This window comes from Thiorhodospira sibirica ATCC 700588, from assembly GCF_000227725.2.
Lineage (GTDB): Bacteria > Pseudomonadota > Gammaproteobacteria > Ectothiorhodospirales > Ectothiorhodospiraceae > Thiorhodospira > Thiorhodospira sibirica.
The window spans coordinates 2,783,828-2,809,907 of the sequence record NZ_MU255056.1 but is presented as its reverse complement, the minus strand read 5'-3'; the positions used below and the strand labels follow the sequence as shown (position 1 = coordinate 2,809,907).

At 58.5% G+C, this 26,080-nt stretch carries 18 protein-coding genes and 1 pseudogene; 11 read left to right on the top strand and 8 right to left on the bottom strand.

The window, feature by feature from the left end; all coding sequences use genetic code 11:
- Nucleotides 1-137: 137 nt before the first annotated feature.
- The 3 genes from lpdA to THISIDRAFT_RS12970 are packed head-to-tail and all read left to right on the top strand — an operon-like array spanning nt 138 to nt 3,591.
- Complete coding sequence (lpdA, locus tag THISIDRAFT_RS12980; RefSeq protein ID WP_006787461.1) at nt 138-1,595, top strand: dihydrolipoyl dehydrogenase; 1,458 nt, start codon at nt 138-140, stop codon at nt 1,593-1,595.
- Between the two features lie 32 nt (nt 1,596-1,627).
- A complete protein-coding gene (locus THISIDRAFT_RS12975) occupies nt 1,628-2,851 on the top strand; it encodes a glycosyltransferase (protein ID WP_006787460.1) in 1,224 nt (407 codons plus the stop codon).
- On the top strand, nt 2,848-3,591 hold the full coding sequence (locus tag THISIDRAFT_RS12970) for a pteridine reductase (protein ID WP_006787459.1): 744 nt from the start codon (nt 2,848-2,850) through the stop codon (nt 3,589-3,591). The genes THISIDRAFT_RS12975 and THISIDRAFT_RS12970 overlap by 4 nt, the downstream gene beginning before the upstream one ends.
- On the opposite strand, the gene cysE is transcribed toward THISIDRAFT_RS12970, so the two are convergent.
- From cysE to gspK, 3 genes and pseudogenes are all read right to left on the bottom strand, one after another.
- Nucleotides 3,560-4,384, bottom strand: coding sequence for a serine O-acetyltransferase (gene cysE / locus THISIDRAFT_RS12965; protein WP_006787458.1), 825 nt, complete (start codon nt 4,382-4,384; stop codon nt 3,560-3,562). The genes THISIDRAFT_RS12970 and cysE overlap by 32 nt on opposite strands.
- Nucleotides 4,385-4,617: 233 nt before the next feature.
- Nucleotides 4,618-4,875 (bottom strand): annotated as a pseudogene (locus THISIDRAFT_RS12960) (transposase); the annotation flags it as partial.
- Nucleotides 4,876-4,896: 21 nt separating this feature from the next.
- Nucleotides 4,897-5,712, bottom strand: a complete 816-nt coding sequence (gene gspK / locus THISIDRAFT_RS12955; protein WP_006787457.1) for a type II secretion system minor pseudopilin GspK — start codon at nt 5,710-5,712, stop codon at nt 4,897-4,899.
- Nucleotides 5,713-5,816: 104 nt separating this feature from the next.
- Here gspK and THISIDRAFT_RS12950 point away from each other — a divergent pair, with 104 nt between their 5' ends.
- Nucleotides 5,817-7,397, top strand: coding sequence for a flagellar hook-length control protein FliK (locus THISIDRAFT_RS12950; RefSeq protein WP_221914022.1), 1,581 nt, complete (start codon nt 5,817-5,819; stop codon nt 7,395-7,397).
- 691 nt (nt 7,398-8,088) lie between these two features.
- Nucleotides 8,089-10,935: an adenosylcobalamin-dependent ribonucleoside-diphosphate reductase gene (locus tag THISIDRAFT_RS12945; RefSeq protein WP_040853132.1), complete on the top strand. Its 2,847-nt coding sequence runs from the start codon at nt 8,089-8,091 to the stop codon at nt 10,933-10,935.
- Between the two features lie 51 nt (nt 10,936-10,986).
- Here the strand turns inward: THISIDRAFT_RS12945 and lnt are convergent, their stop codons facing one another.
- The 3 genes from lnt to gmk form a co-directional block, all read right to left on the bottom strand.
- Entirely contained in the window at nt 10,987-12,528 is a 1,542-nt protein-coding gene (gene lnt, locus THISIDRAFT_RS12940; RefSeq protein ID WP_006788504.1) for an apolipoprotein N-acyltransferase, read from the bottom strand.
- A gap of 61 nt (nt 12,529-12,589) precedes the next feature.
- Entirely contained in the window at nt 12,590-14,776 is a 2,187-nt protein-coding gene (locus tag THISIDRAFT_RS12935) for a diguanylate cyclase domain-containing protein (protein ID WP_083824663.1), read from the bottom strand.
- Nucleotides 14,777-14,818: 42 nt separating this feature from the next.
- A complete protein-coding gene (gene gmk / locus THISIDRAFT_RS12930; protein WP_040853134.1) occupies nt 14,819-15,460 on the bottom strand; it encodes a guanylate kinase in 642 nt (213 codons plus the stop codon).
- Nucleotides 15,461-15,495: 35 nt separating this feature from the next.
- On the opposite strand from gmk, the gene THISIDRAFT_RS12925 reads away from it, so the two are divergent.
- The 6 genes from THISIDRAFT_RS12925 to THISIDRAFT_RS12900 all read left to right on the top strand — a co-directional run bounded on the left by THISIDRAFT_RS12925 (nt 15,496) and on the right by THISIDRAFT_RS12900 (nt 24,695).
- Entirely contained in the window at nt 15,496-16,353 is an 858-nt protein-coding gene (locus THISIDRAFT_RS12925) for a response regulator (RefSeq protein ID WP_006788507.1), read from the top strand.
- A gap of 141 nt (nt 16,354-16,494) precedes the next feature.
- Complete coding sequence (locus THISIDRAFT_RS12920) at nt 16,495-20,340, top strand: DUF3683 domain-containing protein (RefSeq protein WP_040853138.1); 3,846 nt, start codon at nt 16,495-16,497, stop codon at nt 20,338-20,340.
- Between the two features lie 465 nt (nt 20,341-20,805).
- Entirely contained in the window at nt 20,806-21,552 is a 747-nt protein-coding gene (locus tag THISIDRAFT_RS12915; protein WP_006788776.1) for an SDR family NAD(P)-dependent oxidoreductase, read from the top strand.
- 249 nt (nt 21,553-21,801) lie between these two features.
- Nucleotides 21,802-22,578 (top strand): ABC transporter permease, encoded by a 777-nt coding sequence (locus THISIDRAFT_RS12910; protein WP_040853366.1) that lies wholly within the window; start codon nt 21,802-21,804, stop codon nt 22,576-22,578.
- A 19-nt stretch (nt 22,579-22,597) separates the two neighbouring features.
- Nucleotides 22,598-23,527, top strand: coding sequence for an LpxL/LpxP family Kdo(2)-lipid IV(A) lauroyl/palmitoleoyl acyltransferase (gene lpxL / locus THISIDRAFT_RS12905; RefSeq protein WP_006788779.1), 930 nt, complete (start codon nt 22,598-22,600; stop codon nt 23,525-23,527).
- Nucleotides 23,528-23,717: 190 nt separating this feature from the next.
- Nucleotides 23,718-24,695, top strand: coding sequence for a pirin family protein (locus THISIDRAFT_RS12900; RefSeq protein WP_006788780.1), 978 nt, complete (start codon nt 23,718-23,720; stop codon nt 24,693-24,695).
- Here the strand turns inward: THISIDRAFT_RS12900 and THISIDRAFT_RS12895 are convergent.
- Together THISIDRAFT_RS12895 and THISIDRAFT_RS12890 are read right to left on the bottom strand one after the other, a co-directional pair.
- Nucleotides 24,681-24,902 carry an endonuclease/exonuclease/phosphatase family protein gene (locus tag THISIDRAFT_RS12895; RefSeq protein WP_040853370.1) on the bottom strand — a complete coding sequence of 74 codons (222 nt, stop codon included), beginning with the start codon at nt 24,900-24,902 and terminating at the stop codon, nt 24,681-24,683. The genes THISIDRAFT_RS12900 and THISIDRAFT_RS12895 overlap by 15 nt on opposite strands.
- A gap of 78 nt (nt 24,903-24,980) precedes the next feature.
- Nucleotides 24,981-25,964: a transposase gene (locus tag THISIDRAFT_RS12890; protein ID WP_221914021.1), complete on the bottom strand. Its 984-nt coding sequence runs from the start codon at nt 25,962-25,964 to the stop codon at nt 24,981-24,983.
- Nucleotides 25,965-26,080 lie beyond the last annotated feature (116 nt).

The following is a 26,080-nucleotide window of genomic DNA, read 5'->3' as shown; positions in this document are numbered from 1 at the left end:
TTGCCTGACCTTATATGGCGCAAAAGCTGGCACTTGGGCTTAAAATATTGTCCAATAAGCCCCTCTTGGGCGAAATCGCCACGATTTGCTGCTCATTTAACACAAAATAAAACAAAAGCATTTGCAGGAGTGATTGTATGAATCGTGCCCCACAGGCAAACCCTTCGAGCCCCCCACCGGGCAGTGAGACCGAAAGCCGTTGTCAATTACTGGTCCTGGGTGCCGGGCCCGGCGGATATACAGCGGCCTTTCGCGCCGCCGATCTGGGGCTTGAGGTGATTTTGGTTGAGCGTTTCCCCACCCTGGGCGGGGTCTGTCTGAATGTGGGCTGTATCCCGTCCAAGGCGCTGTTACAGGCGGCGCAGGTGATTGATGATGTTGATCAGTTTGCGCGTCATGGCCTGAGTTTTGGCAAACTTGCCCTCGATCTGCCCAAGCTGGTGGCCTATAAAGACGGCATTGTCAGCAAACTCACCGGCGGCCTCAAGCAACTGGCCAAGCAGCGCAAGGTGCGCGTACTGCAGGGTGTTGGGACTTTCAGCGGCGCACACACTCTGAGCGTACACAGTGAGGCCGGGACGCATACGGTACATTTCGAGCAGGCCATCATCGCCGCCGGTTCACAGCCGGTCAGGCCGGATATTTTTCCATGGGAAGATCGGCGCATGATGGACTCCACCGATGCCTTGCGCCTGCCGGAGGTGCCGGGGCGCTTGCTGGTGGTGGGCGGTGGCATTATCGGCCTGGAAATGGCCTGTGTGTATGATGCGCTGGGCAGTCGGGTCAGTGTGGTGGAACTGCAGCCGGAGCTGATTCCGGGCGCGGATCGGGATTTGCTCAAGCCGCTGGAACGGCGCATCAAGGGCCGCTATGAAAATATTTATCTCAAGACGCGAGTCACCGCCGCCAAGGCCACGCCAGAGGGCATTGAGGTCCATTTCGAGGGCGACAAAGCCCCGGCAACGGCCTGTTTTGATCGGGTGCTGGTCGCGGTGGGACGCAGTCCTAACGGCCTGCGCATCAATGCCGAAGCGGCAGGGGTCAAGGTGGACGAGCGCGGCTTTATTGCGGTGGATCGCCAGGGTCGCACCAATGTCGCGCATATTTTCGCCATTGGCGATATCGTCGGCCAGCCGATGCTGGCACATAAAGCGGCGCATGAGGGCAAGATTGCCGCTGAGGTAGCTGCCGGGCATAAGGCCTTTTTTGATGCCCGTGCCATTCCCTCGGTGGCTTATACCCACCCCGAGATTGCCTGGACGGGATTGACCGAAAATCAGGCTAAGGAACAGGGTATTGCATACACCAAGGGGGTTTTCCCCTGGGCCGCCAGTGCCCGCGCCCTGACCCAAGGCGGCGAAAGCGGACATACCAAGCTGCTGTTTGATCCCCAGGGGCGGGTCATTGGTGCCGGTATTGTCGGCCCCCATGCCGGTGAGCTGATCGGTGAGGCCAATCTGGCCCTGGAAATGGGCGCGGATGCCCAGGATCTGGGCCTGACCATCCACCCACATCCGACCCTGTGCGAAACCTTGGGCTTTGCCGCCGAGGTGGCAGAAGGCACCGTCACCGATATTCTGGCGCCTAAACGCTAGGCCCTGTCTGGCTCAACTGCTGCGATTTGCCCATGCTCCCTGTTGTGACTTCACTGACCCCACCCGTAGCGCTCCCCTGGTCTGAGCGCTGTGCCCGCCTGGCGCACGAGGCCCCGCCCGATCTGGCGGTGTTCATCTCGCTGTCAGGTGCCGGTGGGGTGGAGAAGATGGTGTTTCATCTGCTGCATGAATGGGCGCATTGCGGGCTGCGGATTGATCTGGTGTTGCTGCGCGAACATAGCCCGCATCTGGGGGCATTGCCCGCCGGGGTGCGGGTGATTGCCCTGGGGGTGCAGCACCATGCCCTGAGTGTGGGGCGCTTGCGTGATTATCTGCAGTGCTGTCAACCGCCGGTATTGCTGGCCGCCAAGGATCGCGCCGGGCGGGTGGCGCTCAAGGCTCGTGCCAAGGCCAGAGTCACCACCCGTATCTATATTCGGCTAGGTACGCATCTGTCGGCGGCACTGGCAGACAAGGCAGCCTGGCTGCGCTGGCTGCGCATTTTTCCGATGCGCCGCCTGTATGCCCAAGCCGATGGCGTCATTGCCGTCTCTGCGGGGGTGGGTGAAGATGTCAGCGCGCTGACCGGGCTGGAGACGGCGCGGATTCACTGCCTGCCCAATCCGGTGATTACCCCGACCATGCTGGATCTGGCCAAGGCGCCCTGTCCACATCCCTGGCTGGAAGATGCCGCGCTGCCGGTGATCATGGGCATCGGGCGGCTGACCCGGCAAAAAGATTTTGCCACCCTGCTGCGCGCTTTTGCGCATGTGCGCCAGCAGCATCCCGCCCGCCTGCTGATTCTGGGTGAAGGGGCACAGCGACAGTCCCTGCAGCATCTGTCGCTACAGCTGGGCGTGGCCGAGCATGTCCAGTTCCCTGGCTTTGCGCAAAATCCCTATGCCTGGCTTGCCCGTGCCCGATTATTTGTGCTGTCTTCGCGCTGGGAAGGTTCACCGAATGTGCTCACGGAGGCCCTGGCGTTGGGCGTTCCGGTAGTGGCCACCGATTGCCCCAGTGGCCCGCGTGAATTGCTGCAGGACGGGCGCCTGGGGCGTCTGGTGCGCCCCGGCGATAACGAAGATCTGGCGATGGCAATGCTGGCAACCTTATATGCACCGCAAACGCCCGGCGAGCTGATGGCCGCCGTGCAGGCGTATCAGGCGGCCTCCAGTGCCAACGGCTATCTGCAGGTGCTGGGGCTTCTCGCCGGCGCTGACACATCGCCATCCGTGGCACCAGGGCACGGTGCATGACGCCCCCGCAGCGCTTCGTCAAAACCGTCCTGATCACTGGCGGGGCACGGCGCATCGGGGCGCAGATCAGCCGTTATCTGCATCACGCTGGCCTGAACATCGCACTGCATTATCGCGGTTCTGCGGCAGCGGCGGAGGCACTGGCTGTAGAACTCAATGCCCAGCGACCTGATTCTGTCGCCATATTCCGTGCGGATTTATGCGCGCTGAACGAACTGCACGCGCTGGCAGCGGCGGTGGTGCAGCACTTTGGCGGCGTGGATGTGCTGATCAACAATGCCTCCACCTTTTATCCTACGCGCTTAGGCGAGATCAGCAGTGCGCATTGGGAAGACTTGCTCGGCACCAATCTCAAAGCGCCGTTATTTCTCGCCCAGGCCCTGGCCCCGGTGTTGGCACAGCGTCACGGCTGCATCGTCAACATCGTGGATATTCATGCCCTCAAGCCGCTCAAGGATTATGCCGTCTACAGCATCGCCAAGGCCGGTTTGTGGACACTGACCAAAGCCCTGGCGCGTGAACTCGGGCCACAGGTGCGGGTCAATGGGGTCGCACCCGGCGCAATTTTATGGCCCGAGGCCGACGAAAACACCGCCAGCCATGCCGAGATGATCCAGCAGACCTTGCTCAAGCGTGAAGGTAGCCCGCAGGACATCGCCCGCACCGTCAGCTTTTTAATCCATGACGCCGATTACATCACCGGCCAGATCATTCCGGTGGACGGTGGGCGGAGTGTGTAAACGGTTCGCCGCGCTCACGCCCGCTCGGCAAGGATTCCAGCCCTTCAATAGCTTCCGCAGAGATTTCCGGCAAGCGTGAATCATCAACCTCAGCGCCCAGCTTTTTCAGGGCATGGGTGGTTTCATCAACGCGCTGATCTAGCGTATGCAGATGATCCAGAATCAGGCTGATGGCATTGGCAATGGGGTCTGGCATCTCCTGACTGATACCGTATGCAGCAAATTTAGTCTGACTTTGCAGATTATGCGCAGGCGTTTGCTCATCGGCCTCACGCACCAGAATCCGCCCCGGAATTCCCACCACGGTGGCATTGGCCGGGACCGATTTCAAAACCACCGCATTCGAGCCTACCCGCGCCCCGCTGCCAATGGTAATCGGCCCTAAAATCTTCGCCCCGGCCCCCACCACGACATGATTCTCCAGCGTGGGATGGCGCTTGCCTTTCTGCCATGTGGTCCCGCCCAGGGTAACTTGATGATACACCGTGCAATCATCACCAATTTCCGCCGTTTCCCCGATGACCACCCCCATCCCATGATCAATAAAAAACCGCCGACCGATACACGCCCCCGGATGGATCTCAATGCCCGTCAGCCAGCGCGCAAAATAGGATAAAAACCGCGCCAGCCAGCGCAAGCCGCGACGCCACAGCGCATGACTAAAGCGGTGCAAAAGCATCGCGTGAATGCCGGGATAGGTCGTTAGAATCTCAAAGGTATTGCGCGCCGCCGGGTCGCGGTCAAAAACACAGTGAATATCTTCGCGCAGTTGTTGAATAAAACTTATTGACACATCATGATCCAGGTTTAAATGAGAGCAGCAAGCCAAGGCTGGCTGACTGAAACGCGGCACCGGGCCCGTCTTTGCGGCCGGTCAGATGCCCCGCGCTTAAAAGGCCAAACACCGCAACGCTACCGGGTCAATAACTTATGGCAGATACTAGCGTTACACTGAACGGTAAGCGATTGATTTTAGATTATTTAAAATTATTTTAAAATTCCGGAAACCGGTGCTTACAGTTAATGCTCCCATACGCCCTTGTCGCGCCAGTGGCAAATGCGCCGCGGGGTGTTTTTCCAGTCACCCTGGTCCAGGGGCAGATCGCGCCACGGCGCGCCGGTGCGGATGATCCAGAAGACCGCATGGATAAACAGGCGGTTGTCTTTGACAACCCCGCCCCAGGTGCCACGGCGTCCGGGGCATCACGGTTCAAGCAATCGCCAGATTCGGTCAGGGATGTCGTGGCGTCGGTGCGCGGGGATTTGATGGGTGTGAGGAGTCATCATGGCGATTGACGACACCTTCTACAGCCCGCAGAGCTGCTGTTCGCGCAATAATACCCGTCCTTGCTGGGTATCCAGTACGCTGCATAAAAAAAGGCGTTTATCGGCCAGAGATACACTGACATTCAAGCGATAATAGGTTGAGGCGCCGGCCTCTTGCTGGGGCAGGTCGCTGAAGGCGATTTGCAGGGTGTCGTCAGCATATTCCAGATTGAGCGCCAGATCTGTGCCTGGCAGTGCGGTCACATAGGGTGCAAGCGCCTGCCAGATGTCGTCATTGACGCCCTGCACCAAACGCAATTCCGTGGGGCTGAGCATCGCTTGATTGGCGCTCAGGTAAGGCGGGTTCTGCAGGCGGTAATAAGGCTCATCCGTTTGCGGATTGAGCCAATCCTTGATCGCCCGGGCAAGGGATTCAGGTTGCAGGTAAAGCTCGGGATGTTCGGCATTCATCAAAGACAGCCAGCGCACAAAACTTTGCATGATCACATCTGAACCAGCCAGCGCATTGAGATTAACGCGGCAGTGCAGATCCTCCACCCAGACTTCCAGCAGGGCATCATCTAGCGCTACCGGCAGGGTCGGCGACACGCAGTCGTCCCAGGGTAATTCGCGATCCGGCCCCGGTCGGCCGAGCAAGTGCAAGGCGTAGCTTTCCGCAGCCAGGGCATACAGGTAGGCCTGATCATTGAGCAACACATTGCCCGCACGGCGGATATCGAGCTGCTGGCGCAGGGTCATGTCCACCGCTGCAATGGTCGCCAGAGCCACGACCAATAGCGCCAAGAGGAGGGCAACGCCATGTTGTTTGGTTCGTGATGCGTGGGGCAATGGCATGGTCGGGCAGGCTGGTGTGGGCGAGTTATATGGTGATTGATCGGGTACATATCTTGCTTGGTAGTGCTGCAAGTCACCGTTTCACTTCAACGAGAAAGTGTATCATGAACATGCCACTGACACAGCTTTTCCTGGCCCTGCAAGGCCAGACGCCGCAAGGTATCAAGGCCTTGTCATCCGATTCGCTCACGGCAGAGGGCGATGATAGCCTGTTGCTGTCCTTCAGCGCCCACTTGCAGGCCCTGGAAACGCACACTGCGGCGCCAGAGATTGCCTTGCAGGGCTTAGCCATATGTCAGGATTTGCCGCCTGAGGGCAAGGCGTTGCCGCCTGAGTTGCCATTAAGCCAAGAGGAACTTGATAACGCACATGCCCTGCACGATGCCTTGGCTTTGCTCAGTCCCTTGGGTGCCTGGTCTGATGAGGTAGCTGCCTTGCTGTCAGCCAATCAAGAGGCCCTTACTGCATTGATGAACGGCCAGGCAGGGCTCAATCGGCCTGAGTTGGCCGTCATCGATCCTCGACAGGTGAGCTACCTTGCCTTGGGTGAAACCGAGGCAGCGCCGACCAACAAAAACGTATCCTTGATGGACATCAGCAAGGCCATGCTGGCCGCACAGCTGGCAAATCAGGCCAGTACACAGGCGCAAACGGCGCCTGCCACTGCGGATGCGGATGGCCTGCTCAGGCAGCCTGCGCGTGATGGATTATCTCTGGCGGCAACGCCACTGACCATGACCGAGACACCCGCCCAGGCCAGTAGCCAGGCAGGGCTCAATCGGCCTGAGTTGGCCGTCATCGATCCTCGACAGGTGAGCTACCTTGCCTTGGGTGAAACCGAGGCAGCGCCGACCAACAAAAACGTATCCTTGATGGACATCAGCAAGGCCATGCTGGCCGCACAGCTGGCAAATCAGGCCAGTACACAGGCGCAAACGGCGCCTGCCACTGCGGATGCGGATGGCCTGCTCAGGCAGCCTGCGCGTGATGGATTATCTCTGGCGGCAACGCCACTGACCATGACCGAGACACCCGCCCAGGCCAGTAAAGCGGCCATGATGGATTTGTCCAAAATGATGCTCACCGCAAATCTTTCCAGTCAAACGGATGCCGATAGCCAGCGTGACCCCCAAGAGCGCTCCCAAGGCAATATGATCCTGCGCTTTAATGAACTGGCTGCATTGAGCCAGGCCGCCACTTTAAACGCACAGCAGACCAGCTCACTCAATACCCCGCCATCAATGCCGGTCTTTCAGTTAAACACCCCGTTGCAGCAGCAAGCCTTGTGGGGTGAGCAGATGGGGCAACGGTTGATGTGGATGGTCAATCAAGGGATGCAGTCCGCCGAGCTGCGGATGAATCCGCCAGAACTTGGCCCCATCGAGATCCGCATTCGTATGGATCAGGATCAGCGCGCACATATTCAGTTTACGGCATCACATAGCCTGACCCGTGAGGCCATTGATGCCAGTATGCCAAGATTGCGCGAGCTGTTTGCCGAAGGCGGCGTTGATTTAGGCGATGTGCATGTCTCTGATCAAGGGGCGGATCAAACCGGCGGCCAAGGGCGGGATCGCGGCAGTGATTCATCATCGGCGCACACGCAGGGTGGCTCTGCCGAGGAAGGGCATAGCTCACGGCCTGCAGTGCATATCGCACAAGGCTTGGTGGATGCCTATGTTTAGAGGGTGTCGTCAGTCTCCCTATCAGACATAACTTCACCATAACGAGGCCCGACGACGCACGGTTCAAATCCTATTCCCGCACATCAAGGCCATGACATGTGCGATGCACACCGGGCTTGCTGGAGCCTTTTTGACCATGACCTTGAGGCGTCTTGGGCAGGATTGCACGTAGAAAACCGCATGATGGCTCCATGCGGTTTTCTCGGTGATGCGCACGGGTGTACCTTGATGCATCACGCTCACTCAACCACCCTTACCAATGGGAAGCGCCAGGCATCGGCCTGGCACCAAGCAGCCGGCGTAGTGCGGCTAATTTTTTTCGCTAAATACAGGCGCGCTATCTGTTTGGAATCTGTTGGAAAAGCAAAGGCTGCATGGGCATGTGACACGTCCACGCGGCGAGTGTCGGCTGGATTTAGTATTCGGCCTAAAGTACCATATATAGTGTTTTCACTGTTCCAAATAACTATATCTTGTATTTTTGCCCACTTTTCAGGGCGTTAAAACTCCTCTGTTGCAAAGATCACCCCTGTGTCCTTTTGCGCTGCATGGCGAGGCCTCATACCCTCGTGATGAATGCGCAAGCGGGACTGTCTGTGTTTGCCAGGCTGCTGGTTTGCACGTCGTTGTCAGGGGGCGATCTTGTAAACACGCTCAATCAAACTCAACCCAAATGGATGATCTGCGCTCAATGAACACTCCCGCTGAACTGCAACGTATTTCGCTTGAAGTTATTGCCGAAAAATACTGCAAGGGCAAAGAAAAGACAGCTGATGATACTTTTCATCGCGTCGCCCATGCCTTGGCGGCGGCAGAGCGTGAGCCTGAGCGCTATGAGCCGCTTTTTCTGGAGGCACTGCGGGCAGGTTTTGTCGGCGGTGGGCGCATTATGTCGGCGGCAGGCACGGATATTCAAGCGACCTTGATCAATTGCTTTGTGCAGCCGGTGGGTGATGCCATGAGCGGCGAGCATGATGGCAAGCCGGGCATTATGGATGCCTTGCGTGAGGCGGCCGAAACCATGCGCCGGGGTGGCGGCGTGGGCTATGATTTTTCGCGTATCCGGCCACGCGGGGCGCAGGTGAAGGGCACCCGCTCCAGCGCCTCCGGGCCGGTGTCGTACATGCAAATATTTGATGCGATGTGCGCTACGGTGGAATCGGCGGGGGCGCGGCGGGGGGCGCAGATGGGCGTGTTGCGCGTGGATCATCCGGATATTGAGGAGTTTATCCAGGCCAAGGACCAGGCCGGGGCGCTGACCAATTTCAATCTCAGTGTCGGGGTGACCAATGCCTTTATGGAGGCGGTGCATAATGAGACCGCCTTTGCGCTGGTGCATCAGGCCGAGCCTAATGAAACCCTCAAAGCGCAGGGGGCCTTACAGCGTGAAGATGGTCTGTGGATTTATCGCACGGTGCCCGCGCTGGAGCTGTGGCAAAAAATCATGCAAAGCACCTATGACCATGCCGAGCCGGGGGTTTTGTTCATCGATCGCATGAATGAGGATAATAATCTGCATTATTGCGAAACCATCGAGGCCACCAATCCCTGCGCAGAAGAGCCCTTGCCTGATTATGGCTGTTGTTGCCTGGGGCCTGTGAATCTGACCCGTTTCGTGGAAAAGCCCTTTACCTCCGCCGCCCGCTTTATGAGCAATGAGTTCACTGGCGTGGTGAAAACGGCGGTACGGATGCTGGATAACGTGCTGGATGTGACCTTCTGGCCCTTGCCACAGCAAAAAGAGGAGGCCCGCGCCAAGCGTCGTATCGGCCTGGGTTTTACGGGTCTGGGAGATACCCTAATCATGCTGGGGCTGCGCTATGACAGCGATGAAGGTCGGCAAATGGCGGCGCGCATTGCGCAGATGATGCGCGATACGGCCTATCGTGCATCGGTAGCGCTGGCCCAAGAGAAAGGGCCGTTTCCGCTGTTTGATGCCGGGAAGTATCTGGCTTCCGGCTTTTGTCAGCGCCTGCCCGAGGATATCCGCGCCATGATCCGCCAGCATGGCATCAGAAACAGCCATCTGCTCGCCATTGCGCCGACCGGCACGGTGAGTCTGGCCTATGCCGATAATGCCAGCAATGGCATTGAACCGCCGTTTGCCTGGAGTTATACCCGTAAAAAACGCCGCCAGGATGGCGGCTGGGAAGAGTACGAAGTGGAAGATCATGCCTATCGCCTGTATCGTCAGCTCGGCGGTGATGTCAGCAAATTGCCCCATGCCTTTATCTCGGCTTTGGAGATTTCGGCACGCGATCATCTGGCGATGGTGCAGGCGGTGGCGCCCTTTATTGATACGGCGATCAGCAAAACCGTCAACGTCCCGGAAAATTACCCCTTCAAGGATTTTCAGGATCTCTACACCCTGGCTTTTGCTGGCGGCTATGCCAAGGGTTTGGCGACGTATAGACCCAACAGTGTCACCGGCGCGGTGCTGTCAACCAATACCCCGGAGCCCGCTGCAGATCTGGATCAATCCGATCCCGACCGGCGCATCACTTTGAAAAAAGTCCCGGAACCGGCACTGGCCACCCTGCGCTGGCGCAAGCGCCCCAGCTTTCCATCCGGCAATCCGGCCTGGACCTATATGGTGGAACATCCGCACGGGCATCATTTTGCGGTGTTTATCGGCCATGTGGAAAACAGTCACCGCTATCCCTTCGAGGTCTGGGTCAATGGCGCTGAGCAGCCACGCGGCCTGGGAGCGCTGGCTAAATCGCTGAGTATGGACATGCGCTGTAATGATCGGGGCTGGCTGAAAACCAAGCTGGAAAGCCTGGAGCGCACCCACGGCAATGACGGCTTTTATCTGCAGATGCCGCCGGAAGGGCGCGAGGTGCGGGTGCCTTCGCTGGTGGCCGGGTTTGCCAAACTGGTGAAATGGCGTTGTCATGAGCTGGGTTCTTTTGAACACATGGGCGAGACCCCGGTACTGGATGCCCTGATGAGCCTCAAAGAACCCAAAACCGGGCCGGATGGCACGCTGGCGTGGACGGTGGATGTCTATAACCCGGTGACCGGCGATGATTTTGTCATGGGACTCAAAGAGCTGGTATTGCCTACCGGCCAGCGGCGCCCCTATTCGCTGTGGTTATCGGGACATTACCCGCATGTGCTCGACGGTCTGAGCAAAAGCCTGTCCTATGATATGCGGGTCATCGATCCGGCCTGGCTGGGTGGCAAGCTGCGCCAATTGCTGGATTATGCCGAGTCACGCGGCGATTTCATGGCCCGTGTCCCCGGTGAATCCCGGCAGGAAAACTACCCTTCGACGGTCTCCTACATGGCCCGTTTGATCATGCACCGCTACGCCATGCTGAGCATTCTCGACGAAGACGGCTACCCGGTGAACCCGATGGGCGCCGTAGAAATCGACGAAGAGGAAAATATCATCCCCATGCGCCGCTCCGTCGGTGCCATGGAAACCATCGAGGCCGCCGGCAAGCGCTGCCATGAGTGCGGGAATTACAGCGTCATCAAACGCGATGGCTGCGATTTTTGTACAGCCTGCGGCGCCCTGGGGAGCTGCGGCTAAGTTTTGCTAGGTGTAAGCTCTCACACAGGGCGGCTTGTGTTTCAGGTCACCCTACTGACCCCGCCGCCAGCGCCACCACAGCAAGCCACCGAGCACGGTAAACAGCCAGCCAAGCACCGGCATGTTGCTTAGCTTGCTGTAGGGCGTTGCGCCTTGGCGCGGGTAAATTTCAGCCTGCAGCAGATGCGTGGTGAATTGCGGTGAGCGGGCGATGAGGCGGCCATCATAATCAATCACCGCCGAGATTCCGGTATTGGTCGCCCGCAACATGGGGCGGCCGGTTTCCAGGCTGCGCATTCTGGCAATTTCCAGATGTTGATGAGGGGCGATGGAATCACCAAACCAGGCATCGTTACTGACGTTAACCAGCACACGGGCCTGTGGCAGGGCCTCAATCACCTGCTCACCAAAGGCGCCTTCATAGCACACCGACAAACCGAGTGGGATCTCGCCCACCGTCAGCACCGGTGCTGCCGTTCCGACATCCAGATCTGACATCGGAATCTCCAGCCAGGCATTGAGCCACATTAACAGCGAGCGCCCCGGCAGGTATTCTCCAAAGGGCACCAGATGGCGCTTGTGATAGGCATGTGGGGCATAGACATAGGGACTGCCTCCGAGATGCACGATGCTGTTGTATATATGCTGGCGTAACGGTTCGTAGACAAAAATGCCGACCAGCGTTTCACCGCCGTGGGCGCGGGCCTGTTCAGCCAGCGGCAACAGATAATCTTCCAGGATTTCATCATAAAAGGTCGGAATCGCGGTTTCCGGCCACACAATCAGATCACTGCCCAGGGCCTGCTGATGTAGCTCGGCATACACCGCCATGGATATTTCCAGCCCTTCGGCCTGCCACTTGGTTTCCTGGGCCACATTGCCCTGCAATAAGGCCACCTGCAACGACACGGCATCCGGCTGTGTCCATGCGCGCATCTGCAAGCCATAGCCCCCGGCCCAGATCAGCGCCACCAGCGCCGCTGCGGGTAAGGCGCGGCGTTTAATATCATTGAGTCCCCACACCAGCGCCCCGGCCAGGGTTGCTACCAGCAGACTGACCCCATAGACCCCCAAGACCGGCGCATAGCCTCCTAACGGCGTATCCACCTGCGAATGTCCTAATAACAGCCAGGGAAAGCCGGTCAAAAACCAGCCGCGCCACCATTCAAATAAGACCCAGAGGGCGGGGATCACGAGCAGCCAGGTCAGCCCCTGATGGCGCGGACGCAGAGAGGCAATCACGGCTCCCAGCAGGGCCGGATACAGCGCCAGAAAGGCCACAAACAGGGCGGTTAGCAGGGCCGCCAGTGGCGCGATGGCCTCACCAAACAGATGCAGGCTGTAATAAACCCACGACACCCCCGCCCCGAAAAATCCTAAGCCAAAGGCATAGCCCAGGCCCATCGCCTGGCGGCGCGGTGCCTGCCCCCACAGCCAAAACAGCGGCAATAAACACAGCACCGCCAAGGGACGCTGCGCATACGGCGCAAAACTAAACACCAGCCCGACACCGCATATTAACGCCAGTACATAGCGCAGCGCAGGATACAGGGGATGCAAGGGCCAACGGGATAACAACGATGACAGGGACATAAGCAGTGCTTTCAAAGGCCGTTGAGTGTGATTGAGAAGGCGAGTGTGTTAAATCATCCCCTCAAGGCGCGACCATGAAATGATTCTTGCCTTGGGCTTTGGCGAGGTATAAGGCCTCATCGGCGATTTGCAGAAGGCCCTGAAAATCTTCGCCATGATAGGGATAGCGGCTGATGCCGATGCTTACACCCACCTGACAACAGTGCCCATCCAGCCAGACCGGCGTGTTTATCGCCTGTACGATGGCCTGGGCGCGGTGCTCGATGGCCTGCAGATGCGGCAGATGCTGGATTAACACCACAAATTCATCCCCGCCGACGCGGGCGGCCACCTCCTCGCCGTGTAACTGGGCCTTGAGGCGGCGGGCAATCTCTTGTAATACCTTATCCCCGGCTTCGTGCCCAAGGCTGTCGTTGATCGGTTTAAAATCATCCAGATCAAGAAACATCAAAGCCATTTCACTGGCTTTATCACGGGCGCAGTGCAGACTTTTATCAAAGCAATCACGGAACAAACGCCGGTTGGGCAAGCCGGTGAGGTTATCATGCAAGGCCATATAGCGGATATGATCTTCGGCCTGTTTGCGCTGGGTGATATTAAAGGCCAGCCACAACACCAGCTGCACATCGCTGGATTGACGATACTGCAACGGCACCACACGCCCCTCAAACCATTGCAGGTCTTCCCCCTGGCCGTTGCTGGACACGCGCTCTCCAGGCTTCAGGCGCAGCGGATATTCAATGGTTTGCAGGCTTTGGGTGTCCAGCGCGCTGCGAATCACCGCCATAAAACGCTCGGCGGTTTCTGCGGGGAAAATATCACGGATGTAGCGTCCGTATGACTTGCGCGAACGCTGATACAGCAAAGTCTCATGGCCGCCAAAGGACTCGATATAGCACCCCTGCTCATCCACCACAAAGGCCACATCCGGCAGCGCACTGATCAAGGCATGCAGGCGCTCGGTAGTGGCGTGCAACATCTGCAACAAACGGGTGCGATCATCAATATCAGTCACCGTGGCCAACACCGCAGGGCGCCCCTCCCAGCTGATGCCGGCCACATTCAGACGCACATACAAAGGTTCCTGATCCCGACGCCGTAGCCGCAGCTCATATTCCCGTACCTCTTGCTGACTGGTGGATAAGGCCGTCAAATCAGCCCGACTCAAGGTGTTACGATCACCTTCTACAATCAGATTATGCAAGGGGCGATCCAGCAACTCACCGGGCGGATAGCCGGAAATCACACTCATGCGCGGATTGACATAGCGCAGTCGGCCATCCTGAATGATGCAGGCACCATCGCTGAGATGCTCAATCAAGCTGCGGTACTTGTGCCCGGCCTCGCGAATCCGCAGTGTCTGGTCAAAAAACTTCCAGGTCAAAAGACCACACATCACCATCAGCAATAAAGCCGGTCCGGTCCAGCCCGGATACTGGCGCACCGCCTCTTTCCAGCCGGGCAATGGCTCAGCCGCCAGCTCCCAGCGCCCACCGAGCAATTCCACACTCTGGCGCAGACTTTTAGCCTGTGGCTCGAATAAACGCGCCTCGCCAAAAAACACCGCGCCATCCTCGCCCAAACCATCGCGTCCACGAATGGCCAGGCGCAAGGGCAGATGCTCCAGTCCCACCTCCCGATAAAAGGTCGGCATATCCACCGGGACACTTGCAAGCCCCCAGTAACGGTGTTCCTGACGGGCGGCATCACCGTCTGCACCCGGCTCCGGCAGATAAAAAATCGGCGTGCGGATCAGCAGCGCCTCCGTCCCTTGTGCGAGCAACCAAGGCCCTGCCAGGACCGTTTCCTGCGTGGCCATCGCCCGCGCTACAGAGGAGGATTGTTCGCTGTGCCGCAACAAATCAAGGCCCATGGCGGCCTCATTGCCTTGTAAGGGGTAGACATAGCGGATGATATTATCCGGGGCGAGGGTGAAATTGCGGATCACATGGCGGCGCCGCTGCATCAAATAGGCGGCCATCAGCTCAAATTCAGTCACGGATAAGGCAGGATTCAGCGAGACATAGGCCGCCAGCGCTGAGGTCAGATGCACCGTGGCATTCATCTCGCCTTCAATGCGTGCGCGGATACGCGACAGCTCATGAAGCACCTCGGCGCGCACCTGCTCCTGCTGACGATGCCGCCACTGCTCAATCCCGCCCAACAGCAGCACCAGTCCCACAATCCCGGCCAGCAGCCCAGCCAGCAAGGGCTGTAGCCTCACTTGCGCAAACCCTTGGTGAGACATCAATCAAAGCACCCAGCGCCGGACACAAACCGCGCCGCACGCTTACGCATCATCCGCCAGCAAGGCATCCAGCAATCCCTTGTATTTTTGCCGCTGCGGCAACAGGCGCAGACGATTTGCCGTGAATATCGTCTGCAACTGCGCCAGGGCTTGCGCAAAATCATCATTGACAACCAAATAATCAAAGGCGGTATATTGGCGCATCTCCTTGACCGCCTCGCTCAACCGCCGGGCAATCACCGCCGGATCATCCTGCCCGCGCCCCTGCAAGCGCGCCTGCAAGGTCTGACGCGAGGGCGGCAGAATAAAAATGGACTGGGCATCCGGCAATGCCCGGCGCACCTGGGCTGCGCCCTGCCAGTCAATTTCCAGGATTACATCCAGACCACGTTCTAAAAATGTCTCCACAGCGGCCAGCGACGTACCATAAAAATGATCAAACACCCGCGCATGTTCCAAAAATGCACCATCTTCAATCATGGTCAGAAAGGTCTGCGCATCACAAAAATGATAATGCTGACCATTCACCTCACCCGGGCGCGGGGTGCGTGTGGTATGCGACACAGATAACACCACCTCGGGATTATTTTCCACCAAGGCCGTGACCAGCGAGGTCTTACCCGCACCCGAGGGTGCCGAGACAATATACAGCGTACCTTTACAAAGCAAAGTCGTCTCCCGTATAACAGCGAGCCAATATCCGCCAGATTTGAAATAGTATGCCGCCGAGTGACACCCACGCTACCATGCCACCCTTCAGCGCCGTCGAGCAACAGCTGCGCCAACACTTCAGTGGCCGTCGCGTCCTGGTGGTTGAGGATAACGCACTCAATCAGCGGGTCACCATCGACATCCTCAAGCGCGTCAACCTGCACAGCACCATCGCCCCAAATGGCGCGGTGGCAATCGAAACCCTCCAAAATGACGCACACTATGAGCTGATTTTAATGGATGTGCAAATGCCCGTCATGGACGGCCTGCAAGCCACCCGGATCATCCGCACCATGCCGCAGGTCAAGCACCTCCCGATCCTTGCCATGACTGCGCATGACCAGATCCATGATGTGAGCACCTGCCTGGGCGCCGGCATGAGCGACTACCTCAGCAAACCGATACTGCCTGAGCTTTTGCTTGAAAAAATCCTGTATTGGCTGCGCCAAAAGTCCACTGCCGCAGCGTCTGCCACCCGCCAGAGTGCGCCAACGACCCCGGCCACGGCAAGCCCGCTGGATCAATTTGCCTGGATCAACCTGCGCATTGCCCGCAGCATCTGCGGTGATAATCCCGCCATCTATCGTGAATACCTCAGCATGTATCATGACCTGCATGCTCAGGACGTCACCAAACTACGCCATGCCCTGGCACAGCAAAACTACCCCGAAATCAGCCGACTGGCCCACACCCTCAAAGGCGCATCACTGATGATCGGCATCGATCCACTGGTTAGCACCTGCACCCAACTCACCCAGAGCAGCCAAGCCTCCCCCCCCGACCCAGATACCCTGCACCGCTTGATCCAAACCATCGACAGCGAACTCACCCGCATCGCCCAGGACCTTGCCGCCTGGCCTCCCTAGACACCGGTGGCGTGCGGATGAGCCTTAAAGGATTTTTATCGTTCAAGTTTGCAATTGCTGTTTGCACAAACTCGGCAAGGCCAAGCGGGCTTTGAAGTGGTATTATTAGGCGCTTTTCCTACCACAGACGAGCCTTAGCCACTGACCATGCCACGTATCCGCGAAATCCCCTATAACTACACCTCGTTTTCTGACCGAGAGATTGTCATCCGCTTTCTGGGCGAGCCGATGTGGGAAGTGCTCAATGCCCTGCGTTCCCAGCGTCGCACCGGGGTTTCGGCGCGTATGCTATTTGAGGTACTGGGGGATATGTGGGCGGTGATGCGCAACCCCTATCTGCAAGATGATCTGCTGCGTGATCGCAAGCGTCTGGCCTTGCTGGTGGAGGCGATGGATCATCGTGTGGATCAGATCGTGGTGCGCGCTGCTGGCAATGAGCAGGCCCTGGATCTGGCGCAGCAGGCCCGGGCGGCGGTGCGCCGTTTTGAGGAATGGTTTCCCACGCAGCGCAGTTTGCGCATCCGTACCCTGCGGCGGCTGGCGCGGGCAACCGCTCGCGATAATATCCGCTTTGATGGCTTTGCGAGGGTGTCGCATGTCACGGATGCCACGGACTGGCGGGTGGAGCTGCCCTTTGTGGTGTTGACTCCCGACACGGAGGCCGAGATGGCGGCGCTGGTCGCAGGCTGTATTGAATTGGGGCTGACGGTGATTCCACGCGGGGGTGGGACTGGCTATACCGGCAGTGCGGTGCCGCTGGATGAACACAGTGCGGTGATTAACACCGAAAAGCTCGATGCCCTGGGGCCGGTGCGCTGGGAGAATCTGCCGGGCGTGAGCACACAGGTGGCCACGGTGCGCGTGGAGGCCGGGGTAGTCACGCGCAGGGTGGCTGATCTGGCCGCGCAGCATACATTAAGCTTTGCGGTGGACCCCACCTCACAGGAGGCCTCAACCATCGGCGGCAATATCGCCATGAATGCCGGCGGTAAAAAGGCGGTGATGTGGGGAACGGCGCTGGATAACCTGGTGTCCTGGCGCATGGTGACGCCGCAGGCCACATGGATTGAGGTCGAGCGCCTGGAGCATAATCTGGGCAAAATTCACGAACAGCCCCAGGTGCGCTTTCGCATCACCCATTACGGCGCGGATGGCACCACGCCAGAAGGCAGCCCGCAGCTTTTGGAGTTGCCCGGCAGCCTGTTCAGACATCCTGGGCTGGGCAAGGATGTTACCGACAAACGTCTGGGCGATTTGCCGGGGGTCCAAAAAGAGGGTTGTGACGGCCTGATTACCTCGGCGGTGTTTGTGTTGCACGCCCTGCCTGAACATATACGCACCATCTGCCTTGAGTTTTATGGGGATGATCTGCATGAGGCTGTGCCCGCCATTGTCGAGATCAAAAACAGCCTGGATCAGAATCCGCAGGTGGCGCTGTTTGGGCTGGAACATCTGGACGAGCGCTATGTGCGGGCCGTGCAATATACCCCCAAAGGAGCACGCGGTGAGCGCCCGAAGATGGTTTTGCTGGCGGATATCGCGGCGGCTGATGAAACGGCGGTGGAGCAGGCCGCCGCGCAGACCGTTGCCCTGGCCCAGGCGCGCAATGGCGAGGGTTTTATCGCCAAAAGCCCCGAGGCCCGTCAGCGCTTCTGGTCCGAACGCGCCCGCACCGCCGCGATTGCCGCGCATACCAATGCTTTTAAGGTCAATGAAGACGTGGTGATTCCGCTGGAACAGCTGGCGGCATATAGCGAGGGCATTGAGCGCATCAATATTGAGCAGTCGCTGCATAATAAATTGCGCATGCTGGCGGAGATGCAAGACGCATTACGCGGCGAACTCCCTGAACTCAACGCCTGGCGCATGGAGAGCAGTGCCGAGGATCATCGCTGGTTACAGACCAAGGTGGATGCCGCCTTGGCGCATCTGCACACGGTGGCAGCGCGCTGGCAGGAGGTGCTGGATCATCTGGATGCCCCGGCGGATGCCCATGAAACGCTTTTGCAGGCCTATGAACTCAAGAACCGCCACCCGCAAGACCGGCTGATTCACCTGCTGCTGCGGCGTAGCCTGCGTATCTCCTACCGCCAGGAAGTCGAGGGTGTGCTGGCCGATCTGTTTGAAGGCCAGACCCTGGCCCCGATTCGCCAGCGGCTGGCAGAGATTCATGCCAAGGTCTTGACCAGCCGCCTGTTTGTGGCGCTGCACATGCATGCCGGGGACGGCAATGTACATACCAATATCCCGGTCAACTCCAATGATTATCTGATGATGCAAGAGGCTGAGCGCATTGTTGAGCGGGTCATGCACCTGGCGCGCAGTCTGGGCGGGGTGATCTCTGGCGAGCATGGCATCGGTCTGACCAAAATGCATTACCAAAGCCCTGACCGGGTTGCCGATTTTGTCAGCTACAAGCAGCGCATCGACCCGCAGGGCCACTTCAATCGGGGCAAGCTGCTGCCCGGTTCGGGGCTGGCGCGGGCTTATACGCCTTCTTTGCGTCTGGTGCAGCAAGAGGCGCTGATTCTGGAGCAAAGCGCCCTGGGCGAGATCAACAATCAGGTCAAGGACTGCCTGCGCTGCGGCAAATGCAAGCCGCTGTGCTCCACCCATGTGCCCCGCGCCAGTCTGCTGTATTCCCCGCGCAACAAAATTCTCGCCTCCGGCATGATCACCGAGGCCTTTTTATACGAAGAACAAACCCGGCGCGGCGTGTCGCGCCAGCACTTCAAGGCGCTCAATGATCTGGCGGATCATTGCACGGTCTGTCACAAGTGCAAACCGCCCTGCCCGGTCAAGATTGATTTTGGGGATGTCACCATCCAGATACGTACCGCGCTCAAAAACCGGGGTAAACGGGACTTCAAAGCCACCGCCTATGCCTCGATGAGCTTTCTCAACATCCAGGCCCCCATGCCCATCAAGCTTATGCGCAAGCTGCTGATTGAGTGGGGTTATGCCGGGCAGCGTGTGGGCCATCATCTGTTTCGGCAACTGCGCCTGCTGGGCGTGGTCAAACGTCCACCGGCCACCACCGGTAAGGCCCCCTTGCCCGCGCAGGTGGTGCATTTTCTCGGCAAACCGATGCCGGCGGATTTACCGCCGCGTACCTTACGCGCCCAGCTCAGTCTGGAAGATGCCAGCCAGGTGGCGATTATCCGCGACAGCCATAAGCTTAGCGAAGACAGCGAGGCGGTGTTTTATTTTCCGGGGTGTGGTTCCGAGCGCCTGTTCAGCCAGATCGGCTTGGCCACACTGGCGATGCTCTATGATCTGGGCGTGCAGACCGTATTGCCGCCGGGCTATCTGTGTTGCGGCAATCCCCAACTGGCCAGCGGTGATCAGGCCAAGGGACTGGCGATTACCATGGAAAACCGGGTTTTGTTCCATCGCCTCGCCAACACCCTGAATTATCTGGACATCAAAACCGTGCTGGTATCCTGCGGCACCTGCATGGATCAGCTCCTGCACTATGAGTTTGAGCAGATCTTTGCGGGCTGCCGCCTGCTCGATATCCATGAATACCTGATGGAAAAGGGCGTGGTGTTACCTGCAGCGGCGCGGGAGGCCTGTGAGTATCTCTATCATGACCCGTGTCATACGCCGATGAAAACCTATGCCCCGCAGCGGGTGGCCAGCGCCCTGATTGGCAAGCCGGTGATGCTCTCGGATCGCTGCTGCGGCGAGGCCGGAACCTTTGCCATCAGTCGCCCAGACATTGCTACCCAGGTACGCTTTCGCAAGGAAGAAGCCATCAAACAAGGCATGGCGCAGATTGGCAAAAACACCGCACCGCTGCCCAGGATGAAGCTATTAACCTCCTGCCCCGCCTGTCAGCAGGGCTTGGCACGCTACCGACACGATACGGGCCTGCAAACCGACTACATCGTCGTCGAACTGGCGCAACATCGCCTCGGCGCACACTGGCAAAACAGCTTTGTAGACCGCGTCCTGGCCGGTGGCATCGAGCGGGTCTTGCTGTAGCGGCATCCTGTAAAAACTCCCCTCCTTGAAAAGGAGGGGTGCCCCGTAGGGGCGGGGTGGTCAAACGCCTGTTCCTAAAAACCTAAACAAAGTTGCTGATGCGATTTTTAGGCACTTCGCTCTCCGTTGATAACACCCTTGCGGGCGAGCAACTGGAGTCCTGGTTGAGCAGTCCCAACCGAATGGCCGGTCAACACCGGCAACATGGGCGGTTTCAGCCGTCGAAACCCAGCTTGCGCCATAAAAGTGGCCTCGGCGTTCATCCTGAACAGAGAACAACTTTGCGATTCGACTTCGACCCCGACCATAGAACGCGAAACCTTCGCGTTTGTAGATAACCTATCTACAATGGAGAATTCTGATAAACAATGAAGAAAAAATCAAGAACTGTTTTTTGCTCCCCGCCAGCGGGGAGAGAGTCCTTGGCCTGATGCTGTACAACCTCCTTAAATATCAGGAATTTTTATGATCACTGCAGAACAATTACTCGCCTACCGCCCTACAGACCTGCTGCTGCAAGACCGGGTGATCCTCATTACCGGGGCAGCGATGGGCATGGGCCGCGCCCTGTCACTGGCCTGTGCTGCCCAGGGTGCCACCGTGATCCTGCTGGATAAAGTGATTCGGGAGCTCAAGGCGGTATACGACGCCATCGAGGTCGCCGGATCACCGCAACCGGCCATCTATCCGCTTAATTTTGAAGGCGCGACCGCCAAAGACTACCAGGATCTTGCCAACACCTTGGGCGAGCAATTCGGGCGTCTGGATGGCGTGGTGCATAACGCCGCCTGGATAGGCGCCCTAACCCCACTGCGTCTCTACGAGGTAGAAATGTGGTCGCGCACCCTCATGGTCAATCTGCACGCTCCGTTTTTACTCTCGCAGGCGGTACTGCCCCTGCTGGAAAAAGCCGCCGACCCGGCCATGGTTTTCTCCACCCATGACTGCCAGAAAGCCTACTGGGGCGCTTTTGGCGTGGCCAAGGCGGGCCAGGACGGACTACTGAAAATCCTCGCCCACGAATATCAGGATCAGCCGCGCATCCGTATCAATGGCGTAGACACCGGCCCCATTAAAAGCGCCCTGCGCGCCGAACACTACCCCGGCGAAGATGCCGACGCCCTGCCCTCACCCGAGGAGCGCATCTGGCCTTATCTGTATTTCCTCGGCCCGGATGCTGGTCATACTACCGGACTCAACGTGCGCCTGTGAGTGTTTGGGCACTATGTGGCGGTCGCTTTACGCAGCTTCCCATGAAAATCACGCCATGACCCGCTTAATTCACCTGCAACCGCTTGAAGCGGAAAGCATCTACATCCTGCGCGAAGTCGTCGCAGAAACGGACAACCCGTGATGCTGTGTCTCGTTTCTGCCGTCATAGGGCTGGCTTAATGGTTAACGCCCCTTAAGTATTTTTGATCAATAAGGATTCTTCCGGTGAGGCTTTTGTATTCTACGTCGATGGGTGGGGTGTGGCCGCAGTTGAGTCTGCGTTTTATTCCCGTGTGGCAGCGTAATTTCAGGGTGTGGCGCAAGATTATGGTGCCGTCGATTTTGGCAAATTTTGGCGAGCCGATTTTGTATCTGATGGCCTTTGGTTATGGTCTGGGGGCGTTGGTGGGCTCGGTGGGTAGCTTGCCGTATATGGTTTTTTTGGCCTCGGGGATTTTATGTTCAAGTGCCATGTTCAGCGCCAGTTTTGAGGCGATGTACTCGGCCTATACGCGGATGTCTGAGCAAAAAACCTGGCATGCCATGCTGGGCGCGCCCTTGACCATTGATGATATTGTGCTGGGAGAGATTATCTGGGCGGCGAGTAAGGCCCTGATGGGAACGCTGGCTATTTTTGTGGTTGCTGGGGTGTTGGGCCTATTTGCCAGCTGGCAGGCCCTGTGGGCGATTCCGGTGATTGCCCTGGCAAGTTTTAGTTTTGCCGCTTGCGCGATGATTTTTACGGCTTTGGCAAAGAGTTACGACTTTTTTATTTATTATTTCACCCTGCTGGTGACCCCCATGATGTTATTTTCCGGGGTGTTTTTTCCGCTGGATGCCTTACCGGCGGCGGTGGTGCAATTGGCCTATCTGTTGCCCTTGGCGCATGCGGTGGAGCTGGTACGGCCACTGGTGACGGGGACGATGCCGGAGCAGGTGTGGGTGTCGCTGTCGGTGATTGCAGGCTATGGTTTGTTGGGGCTGATGCTGTCGGTGTATTTACTGCGTCGGCGCTTGTTAGCGTGATGAGCGATTGGGTTGACTGATGACGGATTCAGTTTCGCAGCGAGCGCTGTGGCATCCGCGTTATATCCCGGTGTGGGCGCTGGCCGGGCTTTTATGGCTGTTAAGCCGTTTGCCTTGGCAAATGCAGGTGTGGCTTGGGCGCCGCCTGGGGGATGGCTTATATCTGCTGGGGCGCAGGCGGCGGCGCGTGGCGCAGATCAATTTGGCGCTGTGCTTTCCGCAATGGTCAGAAACAGCGCGACAGCAAGTGCTGCGCGGCCATTTTCAGGCGCTAGGCATCGCAAGCCTGGAGTTGGCAAATGCGTGGTGGGGGACGGCGCGCACCTATCAATGGCTTGAGAGGCATTCACAGATTGAGGGTCTGGAACATGTGCAGGCCGCCTTGGCACACGGCAAAGGGGCCTTGTTGCTGTCAGCGCATTTCACCTCGCTGGAGCTGACCGGGCGGCTGTTATTGGCGCGCCATCCCATCGCGGTCATGTATCGTAAGCATCAAAATCCGGCGGTTGAATGTTTGTTTGCGCGTAAACGCCGGCAGTATTGCCTGGCGGCGATTCGTCGGGATGATGCCAAAGGCGTATTGCGGGCGCTGAACGCCAATCAGGCGGTGTGGTATGCCCCGGATCAGGCCTATCGCGCACGTCATAGTGTGTTGGCGCCGTTTTTTGGCGTTCCGGCGGCGACCCATACCGCCACCTCGCGCCTGGCGAAAATCAGCGGCGCGCCGGTGTTGCCGTTTTTTGCGCATCGCCTGCCCAATGGTGGCTATCACTTGCGGATCGGTGCCCCGCTGGCCCAGTTTCCGGGAAATGATGTGCACGCCGATGCAGCGCGCATCAATGCGCTGATTGAACAGGCGATTCTGGCTGCGCCGGAGCAGTATTTATGGACTCATCGGCGATTTAAATACCGCCACGGGCAAGGTCTTCCGGATTATTACCACCAGTGAGGTCATCGCAGGACGCGCCGAGTATCACGCGGCATTATTGAGGATTTGGCGAACGGGCGACCGGGCGACCGGGCAAGACCTGAATTGGGCACCTAAAATCACTGCGTTCACGCTGACCTGGCAAGAATATCAATCCTCAGGCCTTAGCTGTGGATAGGTTCAAAATTATCCTTCCGTATTGGAGTGTTTTATGTCTTCGTATCCTCATTGGAGTTCGCACGATACCGTGCCAGCAGCGCCTGAACATCTGGAGACGGTGATTATCCCGCGTGCCCATGATCTGGGTGGCTTTGAAATCCGCCGGGCTTTGCCCAGCCCTCGGCGGCAGATGGTGGGGCCGTTTATTTTTTTCGATCAGATTGGTCCGGCGGCATTTATCCAGGGTCATGGGGTGGATATACGCCCGCATCCGCACATTGGGCTGGGTACGGTGACGTATTTGTATCAGGGGGAGTTTGAGCATCGCGATAGCCTGGGCAACCATCAGATGATTTATCCCGGCGAGGTGAACTGGATGTTGGCGGGGCGAGGGGTGACCCATTCGGAGCGTACATCTGCATCAACCCGTGCTAACCCGCATCCGCTGTTTGGTATTCAGACCTGGATTGCTTTGCCGCAGGACAAAGAAGAGGTGGCGCCGGATTTTGAGCATCACGCGCAGGCAGCTTTGCCATATTTTACCGATCAAGGCGTTACCGTGCGGCTGATTCTGGGTCATGCCTGGGGGTATCAGGCGCCGGTGAGCCTGTTGTCGGAGCTGTTTTATGCTGATGTGACGCTGGCGCCGGGCGCTGTTCTGCCGCTACCGGATACTCATGAGGATCGCGGGTTGCATATTGTGCAGGGTAGCCTTGAGGTTGCCGGGCAGGTGTTTGCGGCAGGCCAGATGATGATCTTTCGTCCGGGTGATCATATTGCGGTGCGTGCCGGTGCTGACGGTGCGCGGTTGATGGCGCTGGGTGGTGCAACGCTGGATGGCCCGCGCTATATCTGGTGGAATTTCGTCTCCAGCTCGCTAGACAAAATTGAGGCCGCGAAAGCGGCCTGGAAGGCCGCAGATTGGCAACATGGCGCATTTTCTCTGCCGCCGGGCGATGATCAGGCGTTTATCCCCATCGACCCGGAGCAGGAACGGATCAAGCCTCATGGCCCATCAACGCAGGAATAGTTCGGCGCTGATGGGGCGGTGATCGGAGCCCAGGGCCGGGCCCACGCGATGGTGGCGACTTTCCCAGTGGGCGCTACCGAGGATGTTGTCCAGGCGCAATACGGGAAATAGGGCGGGCCAGGTCGGGACAGGGTCGGCGATACGATAATGCTGCGCTTTGGCAAGATGGTGCAGGGTGACAGACTTACCACCTATCAATTTACTCACGGGCACGAAAAGCCGGCAGCGGCAGGTCGTTTTGCAGACAGCGCATCAGGTAACGCAAGCCACGTGTGAACCACGAAACTAGGCTGCGGGCGAGCTTGCAGAAGCTCCAGTGGTTCGGATCGTCCTGTGCTTGGGTTTTTTTTCGAGCGGGGTCGGAGGGTGGCACGCCTGTTCGCGCACAATGCGCACACACCCATACATCGCCAAGGCCATGATCAACACCCGGCGTTCCAAACGATCCGCAGGGCGCAGGTGCGAATCCCCCAAGCCAAATCCTCGCCCCTTGAAGTCGGAGAACATCGGCTCGATGCCCCAGCGCGTGGCATAGTCCAGTACGCGCGCACGGGTCGGATCCGCATCCATGGCAATCATCCACGGCTCCGGATGACCGGATTCATGCACAATTCCCAGGTGGGTCACCACCCCAGAGGCGAACAGGCGCACACCCGGAAAATACGCTTCTCGCACACCCTTGGCCAAATCCCCGGTCGTGGTCTCCGCCACGCCGGTGTCCACCCGCAGATTCCCCTTCAAGCGCAACCGGTAGCCCCATTCGTGCGCATGCAACCACGCGAACAACGTCGCCGATGGGTAGAACCGATCCGCCAACAGCAGCACCCGCGCCCCAGCCGGCAGCCAAGCCAACACCGTCTCCAGGAGGGCTTTCTGGCCCGCACAGCCGATGTTCGCCGCGCCTTGCCTGGCCCACCAAACCAACGGCAACGCCCGCTCGCCCACGCGCAAGGCCAACACCAGCAACGCCATCCGATCCCCCAAATCGGTTTGATCCAGACTCAGGCACACCGTCTGATCGTGACGGGCCGCCTGCGCCAGTTCGGCCATCGCCAACGGCTGCATGATCTCGGTTGGACACACCAACGGGTTCTTCAGCAACCGTCTCAACCACTGTTCGCGCATGTCTTGGCGCTCGGTCTCCAGCACCAGCACATGGCTCAACTCCACCGTGTTGGCGGTTTGCCCCTCGATCATCGCTCCGACGGCCAGCGACAGCTTCCTCACCACCGTCAGGCGCAGCCCCGGATGCGGCTTTGCGCAGTCCACGTTCCACCTCTTCTGCCAAGCGTTTGATGCTTCCCATGCCCTCCCCCATGACCTCAGTTCAGCCAACCCTCAAAGTTTGCCATAAAAGTGATAGGTGGCAAGGCACATCACCTTTG

Coding starts and splice junctions, on each gene's coding strand:
- THISIDRAFT_RS12975 (WP_006787460.1), top strand. CDS start 1,628: ATGCTCCCTGTTGTGACTTCACTGACCCCACCCGTAGCGCTCCCCTGG.
- THISIDRAFT_RS12950 (WP_221914022.1), top strand. CDS start 5,817: ATGAACATGCCACTGACACAGCTTTTCCTGGCCCTGCAAGGCCAGACG.
- gspK (WP_006787457.1), bottom strand. CDS start 5,712: ATGCCATTGCCCCACGCATCACGAACCAAACAACATGGCGTTGCCCTC.
- THISIDRAFT_RS12900 (WP_006788780.1), top strand. CDS start 23,718: ATGTCTTCGTATCCTCATTGGAGTTCGCACGATACCGTGCCAGCAGCG.
- THISIDRAFT_RS12945 (WP_040853132.1), top strand. CDS start 8,089: ATGAACACTCCCGCTGAACTGCAACGTATTTCGCTTGAAGTTATTGCC.
- THISIDRAFT_RS12915 (WP_006788776.1), top strand. CDS start 20,806: ATGATCACTGCAGAACAATTACTCGCCTACCGCCCTACAGACCTGCTG.
- THISIDRAFT_RS12925 (WP_006788507.1), top strand. CDS start 15,496: ATGCCGCCGAGTGACACCCACGCTACCATGCCACCCTTCAGCGCCGTC.
- THISIDRAFT_RS12910 (WP_040853366.1), top strand. CDS start 21,802: ATGGGTGGGGTGTGGCCGCAGTTGAGTCTGCGTTTTATTCCCGTGTGG.
- THISIDRAFT_RS12970 (WP_006787459.1), top strand. CDS start 2,848: ATGACGCCCCCGCAGCGCTTCGTCAAAACCGTCCTGATCACTGGCGGG.
- lnt (WP_006788504.1), bottom strand. CDS start 12,528: ATGTCCCTGTCATCGTTGTTATCCCGTTGGCCCTTGCATCCCCTGTAT.
- lpxL (WP_006788779.1), top strand. CDS start 22,598: ATGACGGATTCAGTTTCGCAGCGAGCGCTGTGGCATCCGCGTTATATC.
- THISIDRAFT_RS12935 (WP_083824663.1), bottom strand. CDS start 14,776: ATGTCTCACCAAGGGTTTGCGCAAGTGAGGCTACAGCCCTTGCTGGCT.
- lpdA (WP_006787461.1), top strand. CDS start 138: ATGAATCGTGCCCCACAGGCAAACCCTTCGAGCCCCCCACCGGGCAGT.